General features: G+C 54.6%; 17 protein-coding genes and 1 pseudogene. 3 read left to right on the top strand and 15 right to left on the bottom strand.

Annotated features, from left to right (window positions below; translation table 11 throughout):
* The first annotated feature begins 181 nt into the window (after window positions 1–181).
* Window positions 182–3,106 (top strand): autotransporter family protein, encoded by a 2,925-nt coding sequence (locus tag L383_RS01980; RefSeq protein WP_023332062.1) that lies wholly within the window; start codon window positions 182–184, stop codon window positions 3,104–3,106.
* A gap of 46 nt (window positions 3,107–3,152) precedes the next feature.
* Here the strand turns inward: L383_RS01980 and L383_RS01985 are convergent, their stop codons facing one another.
* From L383_RS01985 to L383_RS26460, 10 genes and pseudogenes are all read right to left on the bottom strand, one after another.
* A complete protein-coding gene (locus tag L383_RS01985) occupies window positions 3,153–3,386 on the bottom strand; it encodes a YgdI/YgdR family lipoprotein (protein WP_014882500.1) in 234 nt (77 codons plus the stop codon).
* A 138-nt stretch (window positions 3,387–3,524) separates the two neighbouring features.
* Window positions 3,525–6,749 carry a carbamoyl-phosphate synthase large subunit gene (gene carB / locus L383_RS01990; protein ID WP_014882499.1) on the bottom strand — a complete coding sequence of 1,075 codons (3,225 nt, stop codon included), beginning with the start codon at window positions 6,747–6,749 and terminating at the stop codon, window positions 3,525–3,527.
* An 18-nt stretch (window positions 6,750–6,767) separates the two neighbouring features.
* A complete protein-coding gene (gene carA, locus L383_RS01995) occupies window positions 6,768–7,916 on the bottom strand; it encodes a glutamine-hydrolyzing carbamoyl-phosphate synthase small subunit (RefSeq protein ID WP_023332061.1) in 1,149 nt (382 codons plus the stop codon).
* Window positions 7,917–8,370: 454 nt separating this feature from the next.
* On the bottom strand, window positions 8,371–9,192 hold the full coding sequence (dapB, locus tag L383_RS02000; protein ID WP_023332060.1) for a 4-hydroxy-tetrahydrodipicolinate reductase: 822 nt from the start codon (window positions 9,190–9,192) through the stop codon (window positions 8,371–8,373).
* A gap of 205 nt (window positions 9,193–9,397) precedes the next feature.
* On the bottom strand, window positions 9,398–10,348 hold the full coding sequence (gene ispH, locus L383_RS02005) for a 4-hydroxy-3-methylbut-2-enyl diphosphate reductase (RefSeq protein ID WP_014882496.1): 951 nt from the start codon (window positions 10,346–10,348) through the stop codon (window positions 9,398–9,400).
* Between the two features lies 1 nt (window position 10,349).
* A complete protein-coding gene (gene fkpB, locus L383_RS0124365) occupies window positions 10,350–10,799 on the bottom strand; it encodes an FKBP-type peptidyl-prolyl cis-trans isomerase (protein WP_003856450.1) in 450 nt (149 codons plus the stop codon).
* A gap of 117 nt (window positions 10,800–10,916) precedes the next feature.
* Window positions 10,917–11,417: a signal peptidase II gene (gene lspA, locus L383_RS02010; RefSeq protein WP_008502034.1), complete on the bottom strand. Its 501-nt coding sequence runs from the start codon at window positions 11,415–11,417 to the stop codon at window positions 10,917–10,919.
* Window positions 11,417–14,233, bottom strand: coding sequence for an isoleucine--tRNA ligase (ileS, locus tag L383_RS02015; RefSeq protein ID WP_023332058.1), 2,817 nt, complete (start codon window positions 14,231–14,233; stop codon window positions 11,417–11,419). Before ileS ends, lspA begins: the two co-directional genes overlap by 1 nt.
* 45 nt (window positions 14,234–14,278) lie before the next feature.
* Complete coding sequence (gene ribF, locus L383_RS02020; RefSeq protein WP_014882494.1) at window positions 14,279–15,205, bottom strand: bifunctional riboflavin kinase/FAD synthetase; 927 nt, start codon at window positions 15,203–15,205, stop codon at window positions 14,279–14,281.
* A gap of 7 nt (window positions 15,206–15,212) precedes the next feature.
* Window positions 15,213–15,380, bottom strand: a pseudogene (locus tag L383_RS26460) (DUF2575 domain-containing protein).
* 152 nt (window positions 15,381–15,532) lie between these two features.
* On the opposite strand from L383_RS26460, the gene rpsT reads away from it, so the two are divergent.
* Entirely contained in the window at window positions 15,533–15,796 is a 264-nt protein-coding gene (rpsT, locus tag L383_RS02025; RefSeq protein WP_003856458.1) for a 30S ribosomal protein S20, read from the top strand.
* A gap of 57 nt (window positions 15,797–15,853) precedes the next feature.
* On the opposite strand, the gene nhaR is transcribed toward rpsT, so the two are convergent.
* The 4 genes from nhaR to dnaK form a co-directional block, all read right to left on the bottom strand.
* Window positions 15,854–16,753, bottom strand: coding sequence for a transcriptional activator NhaR (nhaR, locus tag L383_RS02030; protein ID WP_014882493.1), 900 nt, complete (start codon window positions 16,751–16,753; stop codon window positions 15,854–15,856).
* Between the two features lie 57 nt (window positions 16,754–16,810).
* On the bottom strand, window positions 16,811–17,986 hold the full coding sequence (nhaA, locus tag L383_RS02035; RefSeq protein WP_023332057.1) for a Na+/H+ antiporter NhaA: 1,176 nt from the start codon (window positions 17,984–17,986) through the stop codon (window positions 16,811–16,813).
* A gap of 172 nt (window positions 17,987–18,158) precedes the next feature.
* Complete coding sequence (dnaJ, locus tag L383_RS02040; RefSeq protein WP_014830600.1) at window positions 18,159–19,304, bottom strand: molecular chaperone DnaJ; 1,146 nt, start codon at window positions 19,302–19,304, stop codon at window positions 18,159–18,161.
* 87 nt (window positions 19,305–19,391) lie between these two features.
* Complete coding sequence (gene dnaK / locus L383_RS02045) at window positions 19,392–21,305, bottom strand: molecular chaperone DnaK (protein WP_023332056.1); 1,914 nt, start codon at window positions 21,303–21,305, stop codon at window positions 19,392–19,394.
* Between the two features lie 297 nt (window positions 21,306–21,602).
* Between dnaK and satP the strand changes: the two genes are divergently transcribed.
* Window positions 21,603–22,169 carry an acetate uptake transporter gene (gene satP, locus L383_RS02050; protein WP_023332055.1) on the top strand — a complete coding sequence of 189 codons (567 nt, stop codon included), beginning with the start codon at window positions 21,603–21,605 and terminating at the stop codon, window positions 22,167–22,169.
* On the opposite strand, the gene L383_RS02055 is transcribed toward satP, so the two are convergent.
* Window positions 22,146–23,468: an MFS transporter gene (locus L383_RS02055; protein ID WP_023332054.1), complete on the bottom strand. Its 1,323-nt coding sequence runs from the start codon at window positions 23,466–23,468 to the stop codon at window positions 22,146–22,148. The genes satP and L383_RS02055 overlap by 24 nt on opposite strands.
* Window positions 23,469–23,575: the final 107 nt, after the last annotated feature.

Here is a 23,575-nt window from a genome sequence, read left to right as displayed (position 1 = left end):
CATATAAGCAAGTGATCAATTAAGAAAATATAAAATTATTCTTTAGCAAAATGATCTATACATAACACATTGAAAAATTAATAATTTTACGCTTTTTATCGTTGAATCATTCTTTTAAGTAGCCCAGAAGCGCTATTTTAAGTCATTAATTAGCGCCACTTCTTTTCAAATGGACGTGTAAATGCGCAACAAAATATTCAAATTAAACAAGACCACAAAAACCCTGGGAAATATATTTCCTGCTTTACTTATATTCACACCGGTAGTGGCCTTCGCTACAACGATTGATAAATCCACTTCTGTCCCACAAACATTCTCCACCGATACCGAATATGCTATTAACCAAGATATCACCATCTCGTCGTCCTCGGGAAGCGAGAATGCAGTTTCTGTTTCAGGATACAACGTCACAACGATTACCAATAAGGGAAATATTGCTGCTTCCTCTGGTAACGGCCTGAATATTAATACCTCCGCACAACGCGTCACCGTCAACAATGAGGAAGGTGCAACAATTTCCTCGACCGGTTCTACAGGGATTAACATTCAGTCCATGCAAGGGGATCTGGTTAATAACGGAACTATATCCGGTTTTGAAAATGGTATTTACGTCAGCCAGGACTCCTCAGCCTTAAATATTACAAATGGTGCCACCGGGACGATTAAAGGTAACACAGCGATCAGTGCCCATGTCGGGATTGCCATAGCTAATGAAGGCACCCTTATCGGCACGGAAAATGATGGCATACGCCTGAGCGACGGTAACACCAAAATTATCAACACCGGAACCGTGCAGGGCGCTCAAAACGGCATCTATGTAACGGATACTGCGAAAGTCGATATTACCAACAGCGGCTCTATTGGGAGTGGTGGCACAGCAATCACCTTTGCCAGCAGCAAAAATAATACGCTGGTGCTTAATACGGGCTCTTCACTGACGGGTGACGTGGTTTCTGGCATCTCAACAGGAAATACGATTACGCTGGCAGGGACCGGCAATGAAGATAGCAATTTTGTTGGCTTATCTAAAGACGATGGCTTCGCCTCTTTAGAAATGGACGGCGAAAGCTGGGCGCTTTCAGGCAATATCGATATTATCGGTTCCGGCGATTCCCTTCTGGTCAACAGCGGTGATTTAGTCCTGTCAGGCGCCGTCGCGAATGCCGGTAATACCCTCGTTGCAAAAGATGCCTCTCTCCAGCTTGGTGATGGCAAGAACACCGCCACGCTGAGCGGTGGCCTGACCAACAACGGCACCGTTATTTTTAATCAGGGTAGTTCCTCCACATTCGCCACCGGCATTACCGGCAGCGGTAATGTCGAAAAAGCAGATTCAAATACCCTGACGCTCTCCGGCAATAATAGCTACACGGGAAATACTGTTCTGCATAGCGGCACGACGCTGATCGCCAGTGGTGCAACGCTCGGCGTGAAAGGCAGTAACGCCACCGTCACCGTTGAAAATGGTGCAGCGTTTGCCACGGCAGGTGAAGTGAATAACAACATTGATATCCTGACCGGCGGTACGCTGGCGGCATGGAATGCGATTCAGGGTAACACGACCTTGAGCGTTTCAGGTATCGATACGGTCAACGGCAACGTTACCAACGGTGGCACGCTGTTACTCGGCGCGGCCAATAACAGTGTTGGCAACAATTTCATCATAAACGGCGACTACACGGGTTCTTCTGGTAGCCAGATCGTAATGAACAGTAGCCTGGGCGAAGATAACGCACCAACCGACCACCTCACCATTACGGGCAGCAGCTTCGGTCAGTCCCAGGTCAATGTGAGTAATATGGGCGGTCAGGGCGCTCAAACGGTAAACGGTATGGAAATTGTGAGCGTCGGTGGCAGTTCTGAAGCCCAACTGACGCTGGCAGCACCGATTGTTGCCGGGGCGTATGAATACAATCTGTATCAGCACGGCGACGGCAACTGGTATCTGGAATCGAAGGCGACGCCATCAGATGAGCCGGCAGACGATAATGATGACGGCGGAAGCACCGACGGTGACAATACCGATAACGGTGACAATACCGATAACGGCGACAATACCGACAACGGTGGTAATACCGATACCGATGGCAACACGGATAACGGCGGTAATAGCGATAACGGTGGCAACACGGATAACGGCGGTAATAGCGATAACGGTGGCAACTCAGCCCCTGAAGTTATGGCCCCTGAAGTTGGCGCTTACTTAGGCAACTACCTTGCTGCCCAGGGTATGTTCCTGCACAAGCGTGACGATCGCGATCAAATCACCTTCCGCAATGAAGACGATCTGAACACCTGGATGTACGTTAAGGGGCGTTATCACGAGAACGACGCGGGCGGCGATAAAGTCAGCTACGACACCACCACGACCGTTCTGCAAGTCGGCAGCGATTTCATGAGCAAGCCAATGGACAATGGGATCCTGCGTGCCGGTGGCATGTTCGGTGCTGGCCAGGCGAAGACGCATTCGGATGCGAAGCACAACGTGCGTGATGCTCAAGGCAAGGTGGACGGTTTCAATGTTGGGGTGTATGCCACCTGGCAGGAAGATCAGAAATTACGTCTGGGCAGCTACATTGATACCTGGGCCGCTTATAGCTGGTACAACAATAAAGTGACCAGCAACCGCAATGATGAAGACTACGACAGCGAAGGCTTCGCTGCGTCTGTCGAAGTTGGCCACGCGTGGGTTATCCCGTCAGAAAACGCGCGTACCTGGAAGATCGAGCCGCAGGCGCAGGTGATCTACAGCTATCTCGATCAGGAAAATCATACCGATCGCGACGGCGTACGCGTAACGATCCTGGACAACGACAGCATCTTTGGTCGTCTGGGCGTTAAGTCCAGCTACTTCGAGCAGAAGGACGAGAAAGCCTGGCAGCCGTACGTTGCGGTGAACTGGCTGAAAGGGGCAGGCCAAAACGATCTGGCGTTTAATGATGAAACCGTGAGCAACGATACGCCGGAAGATCGTGGTCAGTTAGAACTGGGCGTCACCGGCAACCTGAACGAAACCACGACGCTTTCGCTGCGCGCCAGCGGCGAATGGGGTGAGAACAGCTATGCTGCCTATGGCGGCCATATCCTGCTGAACCACCGCTGGTAATCGTCCAGCAAAAGCGAAAAGCCGTGGCATTTGCCACGGCTTTTTTTTAGTTATCCAGCTCGCCCATGGATTTTACCTGGTCACGGTTAATCTGCTCCGTTTGACCGGTTTCGGCGTTTTTGTACGACACCAGTCCGGTGTCATCATCTACCTGCGGTTTACCGTCAGTCACGATGGTTTTGCCATCGGTGGTTTTGACTGCCTGGTTAGACGAACAGCCTGCTACGGTAAACAGTGCAGTGGCAGCCAGAACGGAAGCGATCAGTAATTTATTTTGCATGGTGTTTTCCCCTGCTCTCAGATGAATTTCGTTATCGACCTAACCATTTTAGGCTAACTGACTGAAAGCGGATGGAAAACCAGAAGGTTCTGAAGAGGGGAAGAATGCCCGGCAACCGAATGGCACCGGGCATTTTTCTTACTTGTTAATCTGCGCGTGCATTTCCTGCACTGAAATCACCTTCTCGGTGGCATCCGCGTTCAGCGCCATAGCTGTTGCGAAACCGCCGTTCAGGGTAGTGTCGTAGTGCACTTTGTACTGCAGCGCGCTGCGGCGAATCAGCTTGGAGTCTTCAATCGCCTGACGACCTGCGGTGGTGTTGATGATGTAGGTGTATTCGCCATTCTTGATACGGTCCTGAATGTGCGGACGACCTTCATGCACCTTGTTCACCAGGCGCGGGTTGATACCGGCTTCACCCAGCACAATCGCCGTACCGTGAGTTGCATCCAGCTCGAAGCCCTGTTTCAGCAGCTTGGCCGCCAGGTCAACCACACGCTCTTTATCGCCTTCGCGAACGGAGAGCAGCGCACGGCCTGATTTTCTCATGGTGGAGCTACTGCCGAGCTGCGCTTTCGCGAACGCTTCAGCGAAGGTGCGGCCCACGCCCATCACTTCCCCGGTAGAGCGCATTTCTGGCCCTAACAGCGGGTCAACGCCCGGGAATTTGTTGAACGGCAGCACCACTTCTTTCACCGAGTAGTACGGCGGAATGATCTCTTTGGTCACGCCCTGCTGCGCTAGCGTCTGGCCCGCCATCACGCGCGCCGCCACTTTCGCCAGCGGAATACCGGTGGCTTTGGAGACGAACGGGACGGTACGTGCCGCACGCGGGTTCACTTCAATCAGGTAGACTTCGTTGTCTTTCACCGCGAACTGGACGTTCATCAGACCGCGAACCTGCAGCTCGAAGGCCAGCTTCTGCACCTGCTGACGCATCACATCCTGAATTTCCTGGCTCAGGGTGTAGGCTGGCAGAGAACAGGCTGAGTCACCTGAGTGCACGCCCGCCTGCTCGATATGCTCCATGATGCCGCCAATCAGTACCATTTCGCCGTCGCAGATGGCGTCAACGTCCACCTCTACCGCGTCGTCGAGGAAGCGGTCGAGCAGCACTGGCGCATCGTTAGAAACGCTCACCGCCGTCTGGAAGTAACGACGCAGGTCAGCTTCGTCATACACGATTTCCATCGCGCGACCGCCCAGGACGTAAGAAGGACGCACCACCAGCGGATAGCCAATCTCTTTCGCCTTCTCAACGGCCATCTCAATGGCGGTGACGGTGGCGTTGGCTGGCTGTTTCAGCTTCAGACGGTCAACCGCCTGCTGGAAACGCTCGCGGTCTTCCGCACGGTCAATGGCATCCGGGCTGGTACCGATAACCGGTACGCCTGCGGCTTCCAGCGCACGTGCCAGCTTCAGCGGAGTCTGGCCACCGTACTGCACGATAACGCCTTTTGGCTTCTCAATGCGCACGATTTCCAGCACGTCTTCCAGAGTAACCGGCTCGAAGTAGAGGCGGTCGGAGGTGTCGTAGTCGGTTGAGACCGTTTCCGGGTTACAGTTGACCATGATGGTCTCGTAACCGTCTTCGCGCAGCGCCAGCGAGGCGTGTACGCAGCAGTAGTCAAACTCAATGCCCTGGCCGATACGGTTTGGACCGCCGCCCAGCACCATAATCTTGTCGCGGTCGACGGACGGGTTCGCTTCACACTCGTCTTCATAGGTGGAGTACATGTACGCGGTGTCGGTGGAGAACTCCGCCGCACAGGTGTCCACGCGCTTGTAAACCGGGTGCAGGTCATACTGGTCACGCAGCTTGCGGATTTCCGCTTCACGTACGCCCGCCAGCTTGGCCAGACGCGCATCGGCGAAACCTTTACGCTTCAGCATACGCAGGAAGTCTGCGTCCAGGCCATTGATGCCCAGCTCTGCCACTTTCTCTTCCAGACGCACCAGCTCTTCAATCTGCACCAGGAACCAGCGGTCAATGTTGGTCAGGTTGAATACGCCGTCGACGGACAGGCCAGCACGGAAGGCATCGGCGATGTACCAGATACGCTCTGCACCCGCATCTTTCAGTTCGCGGCGAATTTTGGTCAGTGCTTCCGGGTCGTCCAGGCTGACTTTAGGGTCAAAGCCGGTTGCACCCACTTCCAGGCCGCGCAACGCTTTCTGCAGGGATTCCTGCTGCGTGCGGCCAATCGCCATCACTTCACCGACAGATTTCATCTGGGTGGTCAGGCGGTCGTTCGCACCGGCGAATTTCTCGAAGTTGAAGCGTGGAATTTTGGTCACAACGTAGTCGATGGACGGTTCGAAGGAGGCTGGCGTGCGGCCACCGGTGATATCGTTCATCAGCTCATCGAGGGTGTAACCCACCGCCAGTTTCGCCGCCACTTTCGCAATCGGGAAGCCGGTCGCTTTGGAGGCCAGCGCGGAGGAACGGGACACGCGCGGGTTCATTTCGATAACAATCAGACGCCCCGTTTTCGGGTTCACCGAGAACTGCACGTTTGAGCCGCCGGTTTCCACACCGATTTCACGCAGCACCGCCATCGAGGCGTTACGCATGATTTGGTACTCTTTGTCGGTCAGCGTCTGGGCTGGCGCAACGGTGATGGAGTCGCCGGTGTGGATACCCATCGCATCGAAGTTTTCGATGGAGCAGACGATGATGCAGTTGTCGTTTTTATCACGCACCACTTCCATCTCGTACTCTTTCCAGCCAATCAGCGATTCATCAATCAGCAGCTCTTTGGTTGGCGAGAGATCCAGACCGCGTTCGCAAATCTCTTCGAACTCTTCGCGGTTGTAGGCGATACCGCCGCCGGTCCCCCCCATGGTGAAGGATGGACGGATGATGCACGGATAGCCCACTTCAGCCGCAACGGCCAGCGCCTCTTCCATATTGTGCGCGATACCGGAACGCGCGGTGTCGAGGCCGATTTTTTTCATCGCCACGTCGAAGCGACGACGGTCTTCTGCTTTATCAATTGCATCGGCGGTCGCGCCAATCATGGTCACGCCGAACTCGGCCAGCACGCCCTGACGCTCCAGCTCGAGCGCACAGTTTAGCGCCGTCTGGCCACCCATGGTTGGCAGCACAGCATCCGGACGCTCTTTCTCAATGATTTTGCGTACCACTTCCCAGTGAATCGGCTCGATGTAGGTTGCATCCGCCATTTCCGGGTCGGTCATGATGGTCGCCGGGTTGGAGTTGACCAGGATAACGCGGTAACCCTCTTCACGCAGGGCTTTACATGCCTGCGCACCGGAGTAGTCAAATTCACAGGCCTGGCCGATAACAATCGGGCCAGCGCCAAGGATCAGGATGCTTTTTATGTCTGTACGTTTTGGCATGGTCTTCTCGGCTCCTGATTATTTAGCGGTCTTACGGTATTGCTCGATAAGTTCGATGAAGTGATCGAACAGCGGCGCGGCGTCGTGCGGGCCCGGGCTGGCTTCCGGGTGGCCCTGGAAGCTGAACGCTGGCTTATCGGTACGATGAATCCCTTGCAGGGTGCCATCGAACAGTGATTTATGCGTCACGCGCAGGTTAGCCGGCATTGACGCTTCATCGACGGCAAAACCGTGGTTCTGCGCGGTGATCATCACCGTGTTGTTATCAATATCTTTCACCGGGTGGTTACCACCGTGGTGGCCGAACTTCATCTTGATGGTGTTCGCACCGCTCGCCAGCGCCAGCAGCTGATGGCCGAGGCAGATGCCGAATACCGGGATGTCGGTTTCCAGGAAGGACTTGATGGCGTCGATAGCGTAGTCGCACGGTGCCGGGTCGCCAGGACCGTTAGAAAGGAAGATGCCATCCGGGTTCATCTTCAGTACGTCTTCGGCAGAGGTTTTCGCCGGAACCACCGTCAGACGGCAGCCGCGGTCAACCAGCATGCGAAGGATGTTGCGCTTGGCGCCGAAATCATAGGCCACCACGTGGAACGGCAGCTCGCTCTCTTTTTTCGCTTCCGGCAGGTCGCCTTCCAGCGTCCAGCTACCCTGCGTCCAGCTATAGGCTTCAGCGGTAGTCACTTCTTTCGCCAGGTCCATGCCGTTCAGACCCGGGAAGGCTTTCGCTTTTTCCAGCGCCAGCGTGGCATCGAGGTTATCACCCGCGATGATGCAGCCGTTCTGTGCACCCTTCTCGCGCAGCAGACGCGTTAACTTACGGGTATCGATATCAGCAATCGCCACGATGTTATGGCGCTTCAGGTAAGACGAGAGATCTTCAGTGCTGCGGAAGTTGCTGGCAATCAGCGGCAGGTCGCGGATGACCAGGCCTTGCGCATGTACCTGAGAAGATTCTTCGTCAGCCGTATTGGTGCCGACATTGCCGATATGAGGATAAGTAAGAGTAACGATTTGGCGAGAATAGGAAGGATCAGTGAGGATTTCTTGATAACCGGTCATTGAAGTATTGAAAACGACTTCCCCAACCGCCGAACCCGTTGCCCCTATGGCCCGACCGATAAACTGGGTTCCGTCTTCCAGAACCAATAGCGCTGACTTAATCAAAACACCCTCCAGAGAATATTCACTCACTTTATTTGCATATTAATTCATAACCACGTCATGAATCAATGCAAATGTGTTGCCAGCGGATTTTTGGCAAACGGCGGCATTCTGGAGATTGGGAGGCTAAAAGTCAACTTAAAACGGATATTTTGTTTATCCTTTTGCAAGCCTGGCGAGAGTAAAGCCACTTAAGCGACAAAAAGATTAGGTAAATCACTGTAGAAAACGCTTGCGTGCATGGTTTAATGAAAAACTATTCAGCCAGGCAGCAAAAAGTGGACCAAATGGTCAAAATTTACATTACAGTAACGAAAATAAGAGACAAAAGCGCTTGTTTTTAAGCTTTAGAGCAAGAGTTGCAGTGAATTAGGTAAAATAAAAGGGCAATAAAATATTGCCCCATGCAATCAATACATTACGACTGCAATAACCACATCACGATGGGTAATAATGCTTACAGATTATTGAGATCAAGCACATCTCGCATATCAAAAAGGCCGCTTTTCTTGCCTTTCAGCCACAAAGCGGAACGCACTGCACCATTGGCAAACGTCATTCTGCTGGAAGCTTTATGCGTAATTTCGACGCGTTCGCCAATATCGGCGAACATCGCCGTATGTTCGCCGACGATGTCACCCGCACGGACGGTAGCAAAACCAATCGTGCCCGGTACGCGTTCGCCGGTATGACCTTCGCGGGTATAGACCGCGCAGTCTTTCAAATCTTTATCAAGTGCATGAGCAATCGCTTCGCCCATCGCCAGCGCCGTGCCTGATGGCGCATCAACTTTGTAGCGGTGGTGCGCTTCAACAATCTCAATGTCGGTGTAGTTACCCATCACCTTCGCCGCCTTCTCCAGTAGCTTCAGCATGACGTTAACGCCCACGCTAAAGTTTGCCGCGAAGACAATCGCAATTTCTTTCGATGCATCCTGGATGGCCTGCTTACCTGCGTCGTCAAAACCGGTGGTGCCGATCACCATCCCCTTACCGTGCTGACGGCAAAACGCCAGATGCGTCAGCGTCCCTTCCGGGCGGGTAAAATCGATAAATACATCGAAGTCATCCTTAACCGCCTCCAGGCTGCTATGTACGGTGACGCCGGTCTTTCCTGCGCCCGCCAGTTCACCTGCATCGGCTCCTAACAGTGATGACCCTTCACGCTCCAGCGCCGCGCCCAGTGCCACGCCATCCATCTGAAGTGCCGCCTGAATCAGCTGACGGCCCATACGTCCACCCGCGCCCGCAATGGCGACACGGATCTGTGCATCATGCATAGTTATTCTCTTACGTTAAAATGATGTAAATCGTTTTCAGATTAACCAGCCTTCGCAAAGGCTGCCAACTGAAAACACCGATAATTAGAATTTAACGTGAAACAGACTTAAATATCAGTAAAAGACATGATTTTGTCGTCACGATAAAGTACGGGGCAAAAAAAAGGCCAGCACATGAGATGCTAGCCTTTCATCAGATAAGGGGTTATTCCACTTCGCGAGCATCGATACGCAGTTCTTTCGGGACCTCGAAAACAATGTTCTCTTCGCGTCCTTCGAGCGGAACCGCTTCGCCGCCGCCGAGTTCCTGCAGGCGGACAATGACGTTCTGCACCAGAATATCCGGCGCGGAAGCGCCTGCGGTCACGCCGACGCAGGCCGCATTTTTCACCCACGCTTCCTGAATATCCGTCGCGTCGTCGATCAGAAATGCCGCTTTACCCATACGCTGTGCCAGTTCGGCCAGACGGTTAGAGTTAGAGGAGTTTTTCGAGCCGACCACCAGCACCACATCCGCCTGTTCAGCCAGCGCGCGCACCGCTTCCTGACGGTTGGTGGTGGCGTAGCAGATATCGTCTTTACGCGGCCCGACGATCTTCGGGAAGCGCTGGCGCAGTGCGTCAATCACATCAGAGGTATCGTCAACGGAGAGCGTCGTCTGGGTCATAAACGACAGACGGGCTTCGTTTTTGACGTTCAGCGTCAGGACATCTTCCGGCGACTCCACCAGGTACATGCCCCCTTCCGGGTTACTGTACTGCCCCATCGTGCCTTCGACTTCCGGATGACCCGCGTGGCCAATCAGAATCGACTCTTCACCACGACGGCTGGCGCGCGCCACTTCCATATGCACTTTCGTCACCAGCGGACAGGTGGCATCAAAGACCGTCAGATCGCGGCTTTTCGCTTCGTTACGGACGGCCTGAGAGACGCCGTGCGCGGAGAAGATCAGGATCGCGCCGTCCGGCACTTCGCTAATCTGCTCGATGAAAATAGCACCACGCTCGCGCAGGCTGTCGACCACGTAGCGGTTGTGCACCACTTCGTGACGCACATAAATCGGCGCGCCGTAAATTTCCAGCGCGTTTTCAACAATGCTGATAGCGCGGTCTACACCGGCGCAGAAGCCGCGCGGGTTAGCCAACAGGATCTGCATTTCAGGCCTCCAGTGCTGGGTCAATCTCCAGCACTTCAACATCAAAATGAACGGTACGCCCGGCAAGCGGATGGTTGAAATCAACGGTAATGGAGTCACCGTTGATTTCGCGGATCACGCCAGGCATTTCGCTGCCGTCCATAGCGGTAAAGAGCATAATCGCCCCGATTTCCGGCTCACCCGCGTCCATAAATTCGCGACGCGAGAAATACTGGATCAGATCCGGGCTTGGCACACCAAACGCAGCATCTGGCTCCAGCGAAAAGGCTTTTTTCTCGCCCTCTTTCAGGCCAAGAAGCTGCTGCTCAAGACCTTCAGACAGGGAGGTATCGCCAAGACGGAACAGGGCCGGTTTGCCGTTATTGCGGGTGGATTCAGCCGTGGAGCCATCATCCAGCTTCAGCGTGAAGTGAACGAGAACCGCGCTGTTGCTCTGTACGGATTTAGACATGCAAATTGCTCGCTTGTTTTGGGTCACCTGTTGCCCGGCGGCGCTACGCTTACCGGGCCTACGGGAGGCCACAAATTCGGTAGGCCGGGTAAGCGTAGCGCCACCCGGCATTGATGCTTACGCCTGCTCTTTCGCGGCCGGTTTAGGCAAGAAACCTTCCAGCACGATTAACGCCGCACCGATGCAAATTGCGCTATCGGCGAGGTTAAAGGTCGCGAAGTGCCAGTCGCCGACGTAGAAGTCGATCATATCGACCACAAAGCCGTGCCACAGGCGATCGAACAGATTGCCCAGTGCGCCGCCAATGATCAGCGCGTAGGCGATGTTATTCAGCTTTTGCGTTGCCTTCGAACGGTACATCAGCACTGCCAGTATGACGCAAATACCTAAAGCGATACCCGCGAAGAACCAGCGCTGCCAGCCACCGCTGTCAGCAAGGAAGCTAAACGCCGCACCGTAGTTGCGTGCGTAGTGCAGGTTAAGCGACGGGAACAGCGGGACCGTTTCCCCCAGAGCAAAGTTCTGGAGGATCAGGAACTTGCTGCCCAGATCGATAATCAGCACTACCACAACCAGCCACAGCCAGCGCAGTCCTGTTGAACAGAGAGTTTTACTCATCAGGCAAACTTACGTTTTTCGCCGTCACCGGCGACGTTGCTTACACAGCGTCCGCAGATGTCTGCGTGTTCCGCCACCTGGCCGACATCCGTGGTGTAATGCCAGCAACGCGGGCATTTCTCACCGTCGGCTTTGCTCAGCGCGACTTTCAGTCCTTTGAGCAGCTCGCTCTGCTGAGCATCAGCAGAGGCCTCGGCATAATCCGCAACTTTCGCACCGGAGGTCAACAGGACAAATCGTAATTCATCACCCAGCGCGGTCAGTTTTGCCGCCAGCTCAGGTTCGGCGTACAGGGTGACTGCCGCTTCCAGAGAGCCGCCGACTTTCTTGTCCGCACGCGCCTGTTCGATAACCTTGTTCACTTCGCCACGCACTTTCAGCAGCTCGTCCCAGAAGGCATCGTTCATCGCTTCGGTGCTGGAGAGATCGAACAGACCTTCGTACCACTCGCCCGTGAAGACATATTTCTCACGGTCGCCTGGCAGGTAGCCCCAGATTTCATCTGCGGTGAAGGACATGATCGGCGCCATCCAGCGAACCAGCGCTTCAGCGATGTGGAACAGGGCGGTCTGGCAGCTACGACGCGCCACGCTGTCCGCTTTCGCGGTGTACTGGCGGTCTTTGATGATGTCGAGATAGAACGAGCCCATTTCGATGGAGCAGAAGCGCATCAGGCGCTGCACCACTTCGTGGAAATCATAAGACTCATAGGCTTTCAGGATATCGTCCTGCGCCGCTTTCGCACAGCCTACCGCCCAGCGGTCCAGCACGACCATCTCTTCCGGTTTCACCATGTCCTTCACTGGATCAAAACCGTTCAGGTTCGCCAGCAGGAAGCGCGCGGTGTTACGGATACGACGATAGCTGTCGGCAGCACGCTTCAGGATCTCGTCAGACACCGCCATTTCGCCGGTGTAGTCGGTAGAAGCCACCCACAGACGCAGGATGTCTGCGCCCAGCTTGTTCATCACATCCTGCGGAGAAACGGTGTTCCCGATGGATTTAGACATCTTACGACCCTGACCATCCACGGTGAAGCCGTGAGTCAGTACCTGGCGATAAGGTGCTTTACCTTTCATGGCGGTGGAGATCATCAGGGATGACATGAACCAGCCGCGGTGTTGGTCAGACCCTTCCAGATACATGTCGGCAGCGTGACCGGCAAACTCTGGACGCACGTCAACCACCGAGGCGTGGGTCGAACCAGAGTCGAACCACACGTCCAGGGTATCTGGCACTTTCTCGTAGTTGTCCGCGTCCGCGCCCAGGATGTCGCGGGCATCGAGATCCCACCACGCCTGAATGCCGTCAACTTCGACGCGCTTCGCCACTTCTTCCATCAGTTCCAGGGTATTCGGGTGCAGTTCCTGCGTCTCTTTATGCACGAACAGAGACATCGGCACGCCCCAGGTACGCTGACGAGAGATACACCAGTCAGGACGGTTAGCGACCATGGATTCGATACGCGCCTGGCCCCAGTCCGGGATCCACTGCACGCCTTTGATCTCTTTCAGAGACTGCTCACGCAGGCCTTTCTGATCCATGCTGACGAACCACTGCGGGGTTGCACGGAAGATGATCGGCGTCTTGTGACGCCAGCAGCATGGATAGCTGTGCTGCATTTTCTCAACGTGCAGCAGCGCGCCGCTGGTGCGCAGCATATCCACGATGATGTCGTTGGCTTTAAAGACGTTGATACCGTCCAGAGCCGGATAAGTACCAGGCAGGTACGAGCCGTCCGGGCCAACCGGGTTAGCGATTTCCAGACCGTACTTCAGGCTGATGTTGTAGTCGTCAGGACCATGGCCACCGGCGGTATGCACCGCACCGGTACCGGCTTCCAGCGTGACGTGATCGCCCAGGATTGCCGGGACATCGAAGTCGAGGAACGGGTGCTTGAAGCGCATCAGCTCCAGCGCGTCACCTTTCACGGTGCCCAGCACGGTGTAGTCGGAGATGTTCGCGCGTTTCAGCACGCTCTCCACCAGATCTTTCGCCAGGATAACCGCGCGCCCCTCAATCTGCACCAGCGCGTAGTCAAACTCACCGGACAGGGAGATTGCACGGTTGGCTGGCAGCGTCCACGGCGTGGTGGTCCAGATCACCAGCGAGACCGGGCCGTTAACGGAGGAAACGCCAAATTTGGCTTTCACCGCATCCTGATCGACAGCGTCGAACGCCACGTCGATAGAAGGCGAGGTTTTGTCGTAATACTCTACTTCGGCTTCTGCCAGCGCAGAACGGCAGTCCACGCACCAGTGCACCGGCTTCGCGCCTTTGTGCAGATGGCCGTTACCGATGATTTTGCCCAGCGCACGGATGATGTTGGCTTCAGTTTTGAAGTCCATAGTCAGGTACGGGTGCGACCAGTCGCCCAATACACCCAGACGGATAAAGTCCGCACGCTGGCCGTCAACCTGCGTGGCAGCGTATTCGCGGCATTTTGCACGGAACTCAGCGGCGGTGAACTTCTCACCTGGCTTGCCAAACTCTTGCTCTACTTTCAGCTCGATTGGCAGACCGTGGCAGTCCCAGCCCGGAACGTAAGGCGAGTCATATCCCGTGAGGCCTTTGGACTTCACGATAATGTCTTTCAGAATCTTGTTTACAGAGTGACCAATATGAATGCTGCCATTCGCATAGGGAGGGCCATCATGCAGAATGAAGGTTTTTTTGCCTTTTTTGGCTGCACGAATGATGCCGTACAGGTCATCATCGGTCCAACGCGCCAGCATTCCCGGTTCGCGCTTGGCGAGATCGCCGCGCATCGGGAACCCTGTTTCCGGCAAATTCAGGGTTGATTTATAGTCACTCATCAGATTCTCGGTTCCGTATTTATCACGTAGGCATTTAAGCCGGGTTCATAGCCCAAAAAACTCGCGGGCCGTCAATTCATCACGCGCAATCTGCGCTTTTAGTTCATCCAGTGAAGCAAATCGCTGCTCATTGCGTATTTTTTTACGCAGTATTACATCTATATGGCGACCATAAAGGTCCATTACAACGTCCAGCAGGTGCACTTCTAACTGTTGACGTACACCGGCGACAGTGGGACGCGTGCCAATGTTGGCAACGCCGTAAAACGGCTTATCGCCCAGTCCTGCCACTTCCACCGCATAGACCCCTTTAACCGGGGAAACCTGACGACGCAGCGGGATATTCGCCGTCGGGAAACCTATCGTGCGCCCCAGGGCGTCGCCATGCACGACGCGGCCTGAGATAGTAAACGGGTGCCCCAGCAGCGTTTCTGCCGTATCCAGTTCATCATTCGCCAGCGCCTGACGCACCGCCGTGCTGCTGACGCGCACGCCGCCTTCACAGAAGGTCATCGCGCTGGTGACGTCAAAACCGTACTCCAGGCCCGCCTTCTGTAATAGCAAGAAATCACCCTGACGACCAGCGCCAAAGCGGAAATCATCCCCCACGGCGAGAAACTGTACGCCAAGACGCTTAACCAGCAGGTCGCTGACGAAATTTTGTGCTGTCAGTGCGGCAAAGCGACGATCGAAACGCACGCACAGCACGTAGTCGACGCCGGACTCTGCCAGGTAGCGCAGCTTCTCACGCAGGCGAGTGAGACGGGCGGGCGATTTATCCCCCGCAAACAGCTCCAGCGGTTGCGGTTCGAAAATCATCACCACCACGGGCAGGCCACGGGCCTCCCCTTCTTTACGCAATCCCTGCAACAGCGCCTGATGACCACGATGCACGCCGTCGAAATTACCAATAGTCAGCACGCACCCGTGTGGTGCGCTGCTGAGATTATGTATGCCGCGTATCAGCTTCATGTCTGGCTCAAAACAGTGAAAATCGCCAAAGTATACCTTGTACCGCGGTTAAGGTTAACCGGCGATTGTTCGCGCAAAACAGAAAGCCGTAATGATTTCATCAGGCTGACCTTTCACAGCGAAAAAATCTGCGCGTGAACTGCGATTTTTATGCCGAAAGGCTGTATTCACGCAAGACAAGCTGGTAGAATCCTGCGCCATCACTACGTAACGTAGCGTCGCTTTTTAACGGCGCTTATTTGCACAAATCCATTGACAAAAGAAGGCAAAGAGGGCATATTCCTCGGCCTTTGAATTGTCCACATAGATCATATTTGGGAGTTGGACTTGGCTAATATCAAATCAGCTAAGAAACGTGCCGTTCAGTCTGAAAAGGCTCGTAAGCACAACGCAAGCCGTCGCTCTATGATGCGTACTTTCATCAAGAAAGTATACGCAGCAATCGAAGCTGGCGACAAAGCTGCAGCGCAGAACGCATTTAACGAAATGCAACCAATCGTGGATCGTCAGGCTGCTAAAGGTCTGATCCACAAAAACAAAGCAGCGCGTCATAAAGCAAACCTGACCGCGCAGATCAACAAACTGGCTTAATCGCTACTTGTTGTTGCTTGTTTAAAGAACCCGCTTAACGCGGGTTTTTTTATGTCTTCAGATTGCCGGTGGCGTAAACAGCGCCGAGTAGTCACGGTTGCAGATTCGCTGCACCGCCGGGTGCTGAATCATTCTTTCGGCAAATATGGCGTGATACTCCTCCATCACGTTATCCACTCTGCCAATCTCCGTAATCTTGTTGTCTGAATAGAGATCGAGCACGTACAGCGTTGGCGCAACGAAGATGGCATTGTGCGCTTCGCCAAAGGCTTTCATCAGTGCCGCATCGTCGAATTCACCGAGGATCTCCACCTTCAGCCCTTGCGAGTTAAACCAGTTCAACAGCTTACGCCCGAGCATTGACCGCCTTCCCGGCACTAATAAGCGACGCTCTTCCAGACAGGCCGGGAAGGGTTTTTCCGGCGGTGGATTAATGCACCAGAAGCTGACACCGCATTCGCCAATCTTCACTGAGAACAGCCCTTCCTGCTGCGTGGAGTCGATGGGGCAGTCCGAGATAATCATATCCAGCTTATGCTGGCTCAGCTGTTCCAGCAGCATCTCGTGGGTGGATTCAAAGCAGCGCAGATGGATTTGTTCATCTTCCACCACCGCGGCATCCAGCACGCCGCTCACCAGCCGTTTGGACAGCGCATCCGCCACGCCGACGTCAAAGAGCAGGTTAGACTCTTTGCGATAGTTGACGATATCCAGCATCTCCTGGCTCAGGGTGAACATCTTGTCCGCATAGCGAAAGACCAGTTCCCCAAGTTCGCTTGGCTCAATCCCGCGGCCTTTACGCTTGAACAGCTTGCCCTGCAGGCGCTCTTCCAGCGCCTTGATTTGGCCGGTAATGGTCTGCGGCGTGAGATAGAGCGCCTCAGCCGCCCCCACCACCGAGCCCTGCTTGTAGACGTGCCAGAAGTAGTAAAGATGGTTGTAATTCAAATGAGACATAGCGTCTTCACTCCCTGAGTATGTAACGGGAGAAGGCTCATCTTCTCCCGGTTTCCGTTATGCCTGGACAGCCTGTCCGGGCAATTTCACCTTCAACAAGGTATAACCGATTACCGCGGCCAGTAATGACCCGATAAGAATGCCGAGCTTCGCCCAGACGATGAGTTCAGGGGCATTTGCGCCAAACGCCAGCGTCGAGATAAAGATCGACATGGTAAATCCAATACCACACAGCACGCCGACAGCCATAATCTGACCAAAGGTGGTGCCGTTCGGCAGCGATGCCAGCTTCATCTTCAGCGCCAGCCAGCAGAACAGGCTGATCCCCAGCGGTTTACCAATAAACAGCCCGGCAATAATGCCCAGCGGCAGGACAGACGTCAGCCCATCCAGCGTCACGCCCTGCAGGGAAACGCCGGCGTTAGCAAAGGCAAACAGTGGCAGGATCATAAAGGCGACCCACGGGTGAAGGACATGCTCAAGCTGTTTAGCAGGGGATTTACCCTCCTGCGGTTTTAGCGGCACAAAGAAGCCAACAATCACCCCGGCCAGCGTGGCATGCACGCCGGATTTCAATACCGCTGTCCAGAGTACCATCCCCACGAGGATGTAAATGCCGATGCGGCGGACATTGAAAATGTTCAGCAGTGCCAGGACCGCAATTGCGCCTGCCGCCACGCTCAGCGACAGAATCGACAGATCGCTGGTATAAAACAGCGCGATAATCACGATCGCGCCCAGATCATCAATGATCGCCAGCGCCATCAGGAAGATTTTCAACGCCATCGGCACGCGGCTGCCGAGCAAGGCTAAGACACCGAGCGCAAACGCGATATCCGTTGCCGCCGGGATAGCCCACCCGTCACGCGCAACAGGATCCTGCCAGGTAAACGCAAGGAACAGCAGTGCCGGAACGACCATCCCGCCGATAGCGGCGATCACCGGAAAGGCGGCGCGCTGACGGCTGGCGAGGGAGCCCAACACCAGCTCCCGTTTGACCTCAAGTCCCACCAGCAGGAAGAACACCGCCATTAGCGCATCGTTGATCCACAGCAGCATGTTCTTGTTAATTTCCAGCGCCCCGACCTTCAGCTCAACGGGTGTTTCCAAAAATGCGTGATAGAGATCGCGCGTCATGCCCAGGTTCGCCAGCACCATTGCGGCTGCCGCGGCAATAATCAGGATCACACCACCGGACGCCTCACTGCTAAAGAAACGGTGTAGTAATTTCATTTAAGTTCTCTCTTTTACAACAATACCTCGATAAAACCATAATACCAAGCCAAATAGCTCGGCAAAAACAGATTAATATTGAGTGTAGACTCAGTTTTACCGATCTATCCCCCAAAATAAAAAAGCCCGGAATCGCTTCCGGGCTTTATATCGTTGAAAACCGGCTAACAGATTAGCGGGTCAAGTCGTCGAAGAATTTTTTGACGCCATCAAAGAAGCTTTTGGAGCGCGGACTGTTTTTCTCGCCCGTTGGGCCGCCAAAGCTCTCCTGCAGCTCTTTCAGTAGCTGTTTCTGCTTGTCGTTCAGCCCCACTGGGGTTTCTACAACCACACGGCACAGCAGGTCGCCCTGAGCACCGCCGCGAACGGACTTCACGCCTTTACCGCGCATGCGGAACAGCTTACCGGTCTGGGTTTCGCCCGGGATCTTCAGATTGACGCGACCATCCAGGGTAGGCACTTCAATTTCACCACCGAGCGCCGCCATGGCGAAGTTGATCGGCACTTCACAGTACAGGTTGTTACCTTCACGCTCGAAGATGGCATGCTGCTTCACCTGAACCTGAACGTACAGATCGCCTGCCGGTGCGCCGTGCTCACCGGCTTCACCTTCACCTGCCAGACGGATGCGGTCGCCCGTATCCACGCCTGCCGGGATTTTGACGGACAGGGTCTTGGTTTTCTCAACGCGACCATGACCGTGGCATTTAGTGCACGGATCTTTAATCAGCGTACCGCGGCCATGACAGTGAGGACAGGCCTGCTGTACTGCGAAGAAGCCCTGACGCATCTGCACCTGACCGGAACCGTGACAGGTTGGACAGGTCTGCGGCTGGGTACCCGCTTTCGCGCCGCTGCCGTGGCACACGTCACACTCTTCCAGCGTCGGGATACGGATCTCTTTGGTGACACCGCGAACGGCCTCTTCCAGCGTCAGCTCCATGTTGTAGCGCAGGTCTGCGCCGCGCGCTGCGCGCTGACGACCACGACCGCCGCCAAAGATATCGCCGAACACGTCGCCGAAGATGTCGCTGAAATCAGCACCGCCGCCAAAGCCGCCGCCACCGAATCCGCCGCCGCCCATGCCGCCCTGTTCAAAGGCTGCGTGGCCGTACTGGTCATAGGCCGCACGTTTTTGTGCATCGGTCAGGACTTCGTAGGCTTCTTTGATCTCTTTAAATTTTGCTTCAGCCTCTTTATCCCCCTGGTTGCGGTCCGGGTGGAATTTCATGGCCAGGCGCTTATACGCCTTTTTGATTTCACGCTCTTCCGCAGTTTTCGGAACGCCTAAAATCTCGTAATAGTCTTGCTTTGCCATTGGTTTTTTTAAGCCCCTTAACATGCGAGCACGGGCGTGGAGAGTTCTCCTACGCCCGTGCCGATTAATTACCCTGCATCAGGGCGATTATTTTTTGTCTTTAACTTCTTCGAACTCAGCGTCGACAACGTCGTCGTCTTTCGCGTTGTTCGCGGAAGCGTCAGCGCCCGCTTGCTGCTGCGCGTGCTGCTGCTGAGCAATTTCCATCAGCTTCTGGGAAGCCTGTGCCAGCTCCTGCATCTTCGCTTCGATATCCGCTTTGTCTTCGCCTTTCAGAGACGTTTCCAGCGCAGTCAGTGCAGCTTCGATAGACGTTTTGTCTTCCGCTGGCAGTTTGTCGCCCGCTTCTTCAACCTGCTTACGGGTGCTGTGCAGCAGATGGTCACCCTGGTTACGGGTCTGAACCAGCTCTTCGAACTTACGGTCAGATTCCGCGTTCGCTTCTGCTTCACGAACCATTTTCTGGATCTCTTCTTCGTTCAGACCGGAAGAAGCCTTAATGGTGATCTTCTGCTCTTTACCGCTGTTTTTGTCTTTCGCGGAAACGTGCAGGATACCGTCAGCATCGATATCGAAGGTCACTTCGATCTGCGGCATGCCGCGTGGTGCCGGGTTGATACCATCCAGGTTGAACTGACCCAGAGATTTGTTATCAGACGCACGTTTACGCTCACCCTGCAGCACATGGATGGTTACCGCAGACTGGTTGTCTTCAGCGGTAGAGAACACCTGGCTGTGCTTGGTCGGGATAGTGGTGTTTTTAGTGATCAGCGCAGTCATTACGCCGCCCATGGTTTCGATACCCAGAGACAGCGGGGTAACGTCCAGCAGCAGAACGTCTTTCACTTCACCGGTCAATACACCACCCTGAACGGCAGCACCGATAGCAACGGCTTCGTCCGGGTTAACATCTTTACGTGGCTCTTTACCGAAGAACTCAGCCACTTTCTTCTGGACCATTGGCATACGGGTCTGACCACCAACGAGGATAACGTCATTGATATCAGACACGGACAGGCCAGCATCCTGCAGAGCAACTTTCAGTGGCTCGATAGAACGGTTCACCAGGTCTTCGACCAGGCTTTCCAGTTTTGCACGGGTCACTTTGATGTTCATGTGTTTAGGACCGGTCGCATCTGCAGTAATGTACGGCAGGTTAACGTCGGTCTGCTGAGCGGAAGACAGCTCGATCTTCGCTTTCTCAGCGGCTTCTTTCAGGCGCTGCATGGCCAGCGGGTCGTTACGCAGGTCGATGCCCTGATCTTTCTTGAACTCGTCTACGAGGTAGTTGATCAGACGGGTATCGAAGTCTTCACCACCCAGGTGGGTATCACCGTTGGTTGCCAGAACTTCGAAGGTTTTTTCGCCGTCAACTTCGTCGATTTCGATAATAGAGATATCGAAGGTACCACCACCCAGGTCGTAAACCGCGATAGTGCGGTTGCCCACTTCTTTATCCAGACCGTAAGCCAGAGCCGCTGCGGTAGGTTCGTTGATGATACGTTTTACTTCCAGACCTGCAATACGGCCAGCATCTTTGGTAGCCTGACGCTGAGCATCGTTAAAGTAGGCAGGTACGGTGATAACGGCTTCAGTTACTGGCTCACCCAGGTAATCTTCAGCAGTCTTCTTCATTTTTTTCAGCACTTCAGCAGAGATCTGCGGTGGTGCAGTTTTGGTGCCTTTCACATCAAGCCATGCATCGCCGTTATCTGCTGCGATGATTTTGTAAGGCATGATAGAAACGTCACGCTGAACTTCTTCGTCCTGGAAGCGGCGGCCGATCAGGCGTTTAATCGCAAACAGGGTATTTTGCGGGTTTGTCACTGCCTGACGTTTAGCCGGCTGACCAACCAGAGTTTCACCATCCTGGGTATAAGCAATGATAGAAGGCGTGGTGCGATCGCCCTCGGCGTTCTCCAGCACGCGTGCAGTAGTGCCGTCCATAATCGCTACACAAGAGTTGGTCGTACCCAGGTCGATACCAATAATTTTACCCATCTAAACGTCTCCACTAAAAATTCAGTCAACATGTGGTTGTGTACCTGTAATAAGGGCAGAACGTGCTTTTTCAACTGCCCAGATTTGATTTTTTTCAGGTCCACACACTGCGGTTGACTACAAGATGGGGTCGCTACGGCATCCATCAAGGGGCAAGCGTAAAAAAATTTTTAATTTCACCCTGATGAGATCATAGACGGCATCGATTGCGCCCATTATGATGCCGCGCCCCGTCAGGGAGTAATGACGCGGGTTTAACCATTTCACCATATTAATGATGATTTTTTTTGAGGACTTATGGGCAACACTAAGTTGGCTAATCCGGCTCCGCTGGGCCTGATGGGTTTTGGCATGACCACTATCCTGCTGAACCTGCACAACATCGGGATGTTCCCGATGGATGGCATTATCCTGGCGATGGGCATTTTTTACGGCGGCATCGCACAAATCTTCGCGGGTCTGCTGGAATATAAGAAAGGCAACACCTTCGGCTTAACCGCCTTCACCTCTTACGGCTCGTTCTGGCTGACGCTGGTCGCTATCCTGCTGATGCCTAAAATGGGTCTGGCAGACGCAGCGAATGCCCACTTCCTGGGCGTGTATCTGGGCCTGTGGGGCGTCTTCACCCTGTTCATGTTCTTCGGCACGCTGAAGGGGAACCGCGCGCTGCAGTTCGTCTTCCTGAGCCTGACCGTACTGTTCGCCCTGCTGGCCATCGGCCACCTGGTGGATAACGAAGGCATCGTACACGTTGCAGGCTGGATTGGCCTGGTATGCGGCGCAAGCGCTATCTACCTGGCCATGGGTGAAGTGCTGAACGAGCAGTTCGGCCGCACTATTCTACCGATTGGTGAAAAACACTGATTCGTCTGTCGTGCCCGCCTCGCGGGCACGATTTTCCCCTGACTGCCGAAGCCAAATCCCCAATACCAGCCCCATTAACGACAACGCCAGCACGTACCAGGCCGGCGCCAGGGGAGACACCCCCATTAATACCGTCACCGCAATCGGCGTCAGTCCGCCAAAGATGGCATACGAGACGTTGTAAGAAAATGAGATGCCGGTGAAGCGCACCTCAGGCGGAAACGCGCGTACCATCACATACGGTACCGCCCCGACAACGCCTACGCACAGGCCTACCACACCGTACAGCAGGAACAGCTGTTCAGGGTGGCTGCCTGCCAAATGGTAAAACGCCCAGCTTGATACGGCCAGTAACAGGCTGCCGACGATAAAGGTCACGCTGGCACCGAAGCGATCGACAGCCAGCCCGGCGGCCAGACAGCCAAAGCAAAGCATAATGGTCGCGATACTGTTCGCCTGTAACGTCACTGCCGGGGCGAACCCGTACTGTTTTTGCAGCCAGACCGGCGACATCAAAATCACCACTACGATGCCCGCCGAGAGAAGCCAGGTGAGCAGCATCGACACCACGACCGCTTTTTTATGGCGCACCACCACGGCTTTGACCGGCAACTCCTGAGCCAGCGCTTTGCGCTGCTGCATCTCAAGGAAAATCGGCGTCTCCTGCAACCAGCGACGCAGGTACATCGCCACCAGGCCAAACGCTCCGCCCAGCAGGAACGGTAAGCGCCAGCCCCAGTCGTGCACAGCCTGCTGCGTCATGCTGGTGTTTACAATGGTCGCAACGACGGAACCAAGCAAAATCCCCACCGTTAACCCCGCGGTTAAGGTGCCGCAGGCGATACCAATGCGGCGCGCCGGAACATGTTCCGCAACAAACACCCACGCCCCCGGTACCTCACCACCGATCGCCGCCCCCTGAAGAATACGCATCAGTAGCAGCAATAACGGGGCAACAATACCCATTGAGGCATAGGTTGGCAGCAGGCCAATCGCCAGCGTCGGCACGGCCATCAGCAGGATACTCAGGGTAAACATTTTCTTGCGCCCGACCAGATCGCCAAAGTGCGCCATCACAATGCCGCCCAGCGGACGTGCCAGATATCCGGCAGCAAAAATGCCGAAGGTTTGCACCTGTCGCAGCCATTCCGGGATATCCGCCGGGAAGAACAACTCCCCTACCACAGCGGCGAAGAAAACAAAGATGATGAAGTCGTAAAACTCCAGCGCGCCGCCCAGAGCGGCGAGCGTGAGGGTTTTGTAATCCTGTCGATTCAGAGGTCGGGTGTTATGTGACATAGCGAACCATTGTGCATGTATTGTGGATTATTTTTTACAGCAATCGTAAAGAAAAAATTACTATATCGTAAATCCATTTACACGCCACTGCGGCTGACGCTAATGTC

The sequence above is a fragment of the Enterobacter sp. MGH 37 genome (assembly GCF_000534515.1).
Classification (GTDB): Bacteria; Pseudomonadota; Gammaproteobacteria; order Enterobacterales; family Enterobacteriaceae; genus Enterobacter; species Enterobacter kobei.
Note: the sequence above shows the minus strand (reverse complement) of the source record. Positions and strands in the feature narration are given on the sequence as shown.

Excerpts from the sequence above, each read along its gene's own strand:
- carB (WP_014882499.1), bottom strand. The coding sequence starts at position 6,749 with ATGCCAAAACGTACAGACATAAAAAGCATCCTGATCCTTGGCGCTGGC.
- dnaK (WP_023332056.1), bottom strand. The coding sequence starts at position 21,305 with ATGGGTAAAATTATTGGTATCGACCTGGGTACGACCAACTCTTGTGTA.
- ribF (WP_014882494.1), bottom strand. The coding sequence starts at position 15,205 with ATGAAGCTGATACGCGGCATACATAATCTCAGCAGCGCACCACACGGG.
- ispH (WP_014882496.1), bottom strand. The coding sequence starts at position 10,348 with ATGCAGATCCTGTTGGCTAACCCGCGCGGCTTCTGCGCCGGTGTAGAC.
- nhaR (WP_014882493.1), bottom strand. The coding sequence starts at position 16,753 with ATGTCTCATTTGAATTACAACCATCTTTACTACTTCTGGCACGTCTAC.
- L383_RS01980 (WP_023332062.1), top strand. The coding sequence starts at position 182 with ATGCGCAACAAAATATTCAAATTAAACAAGACCACAAAAACCCTGGGA.
- nhaA (WP_023332057.1), bottom strand. The coding sequence starts at position 17,986 with ATGAAATTACTACACCGTTTCTTTAGCAGTGAGGCGTCCGGTGGTGTG.
- L383_RS02055 (WP_023332054.1), bottom strand. The coding sequence starts at position 23,468 with ATGTCACATAACACCCGACCTCTGAATCGACAGGATTACAAAACCCTC.
- dnaJ (WP_014830600.1), bottom strand. The coding sequence starts at position 19,304 with ATGGCAAAGCAAGACTATTACGAGATTTTAGGCGTTCCGAAAACTGCG.
- lspA (WP_008502034.1), bottom strand. The coding sequence starts at position 11,417 with ATGAGTAAAACTCTCTGTTCAACAGGACTGCGCTGGCTGTGGCTGGTT.
- satP (WP_023332055.1), top strand. The coding sequence starts at position 21,603 with ATGGGCAACACTAAGTTGGCTAATCCGGCTCCGCTGGGCCTGATGGGT.
- fkpB (WP_003856450.1), bottom strand. The coding sequence starts at position 10,799 with ATGTCTAAATCCGTACAGAGCAACAGCGCGGTTCTCGTTCACTTCACG.
- L383_RS01985 (WP_014882500.1), bottom strand. The coding sequence starts at position 3,386 with ATGCAAAATAAATTACTGATCGCTTCCGTTCTGGCTGCCACTGCACTG.
- ileS (WP_023332058.1), bottom strand. The coding sequence starts at position 14,233 with ATGAGTGACTATAAATCAACCCTGAATTTGCCGGAAACAGGGTTCCCG.
- dapB (WP_023332060.1), bottom strand. The coding sequence starts at position 9,192 with ATGCATGATGCACAGATCCGTGTCGCCATTGCGGGCGCGGGTGGACGT.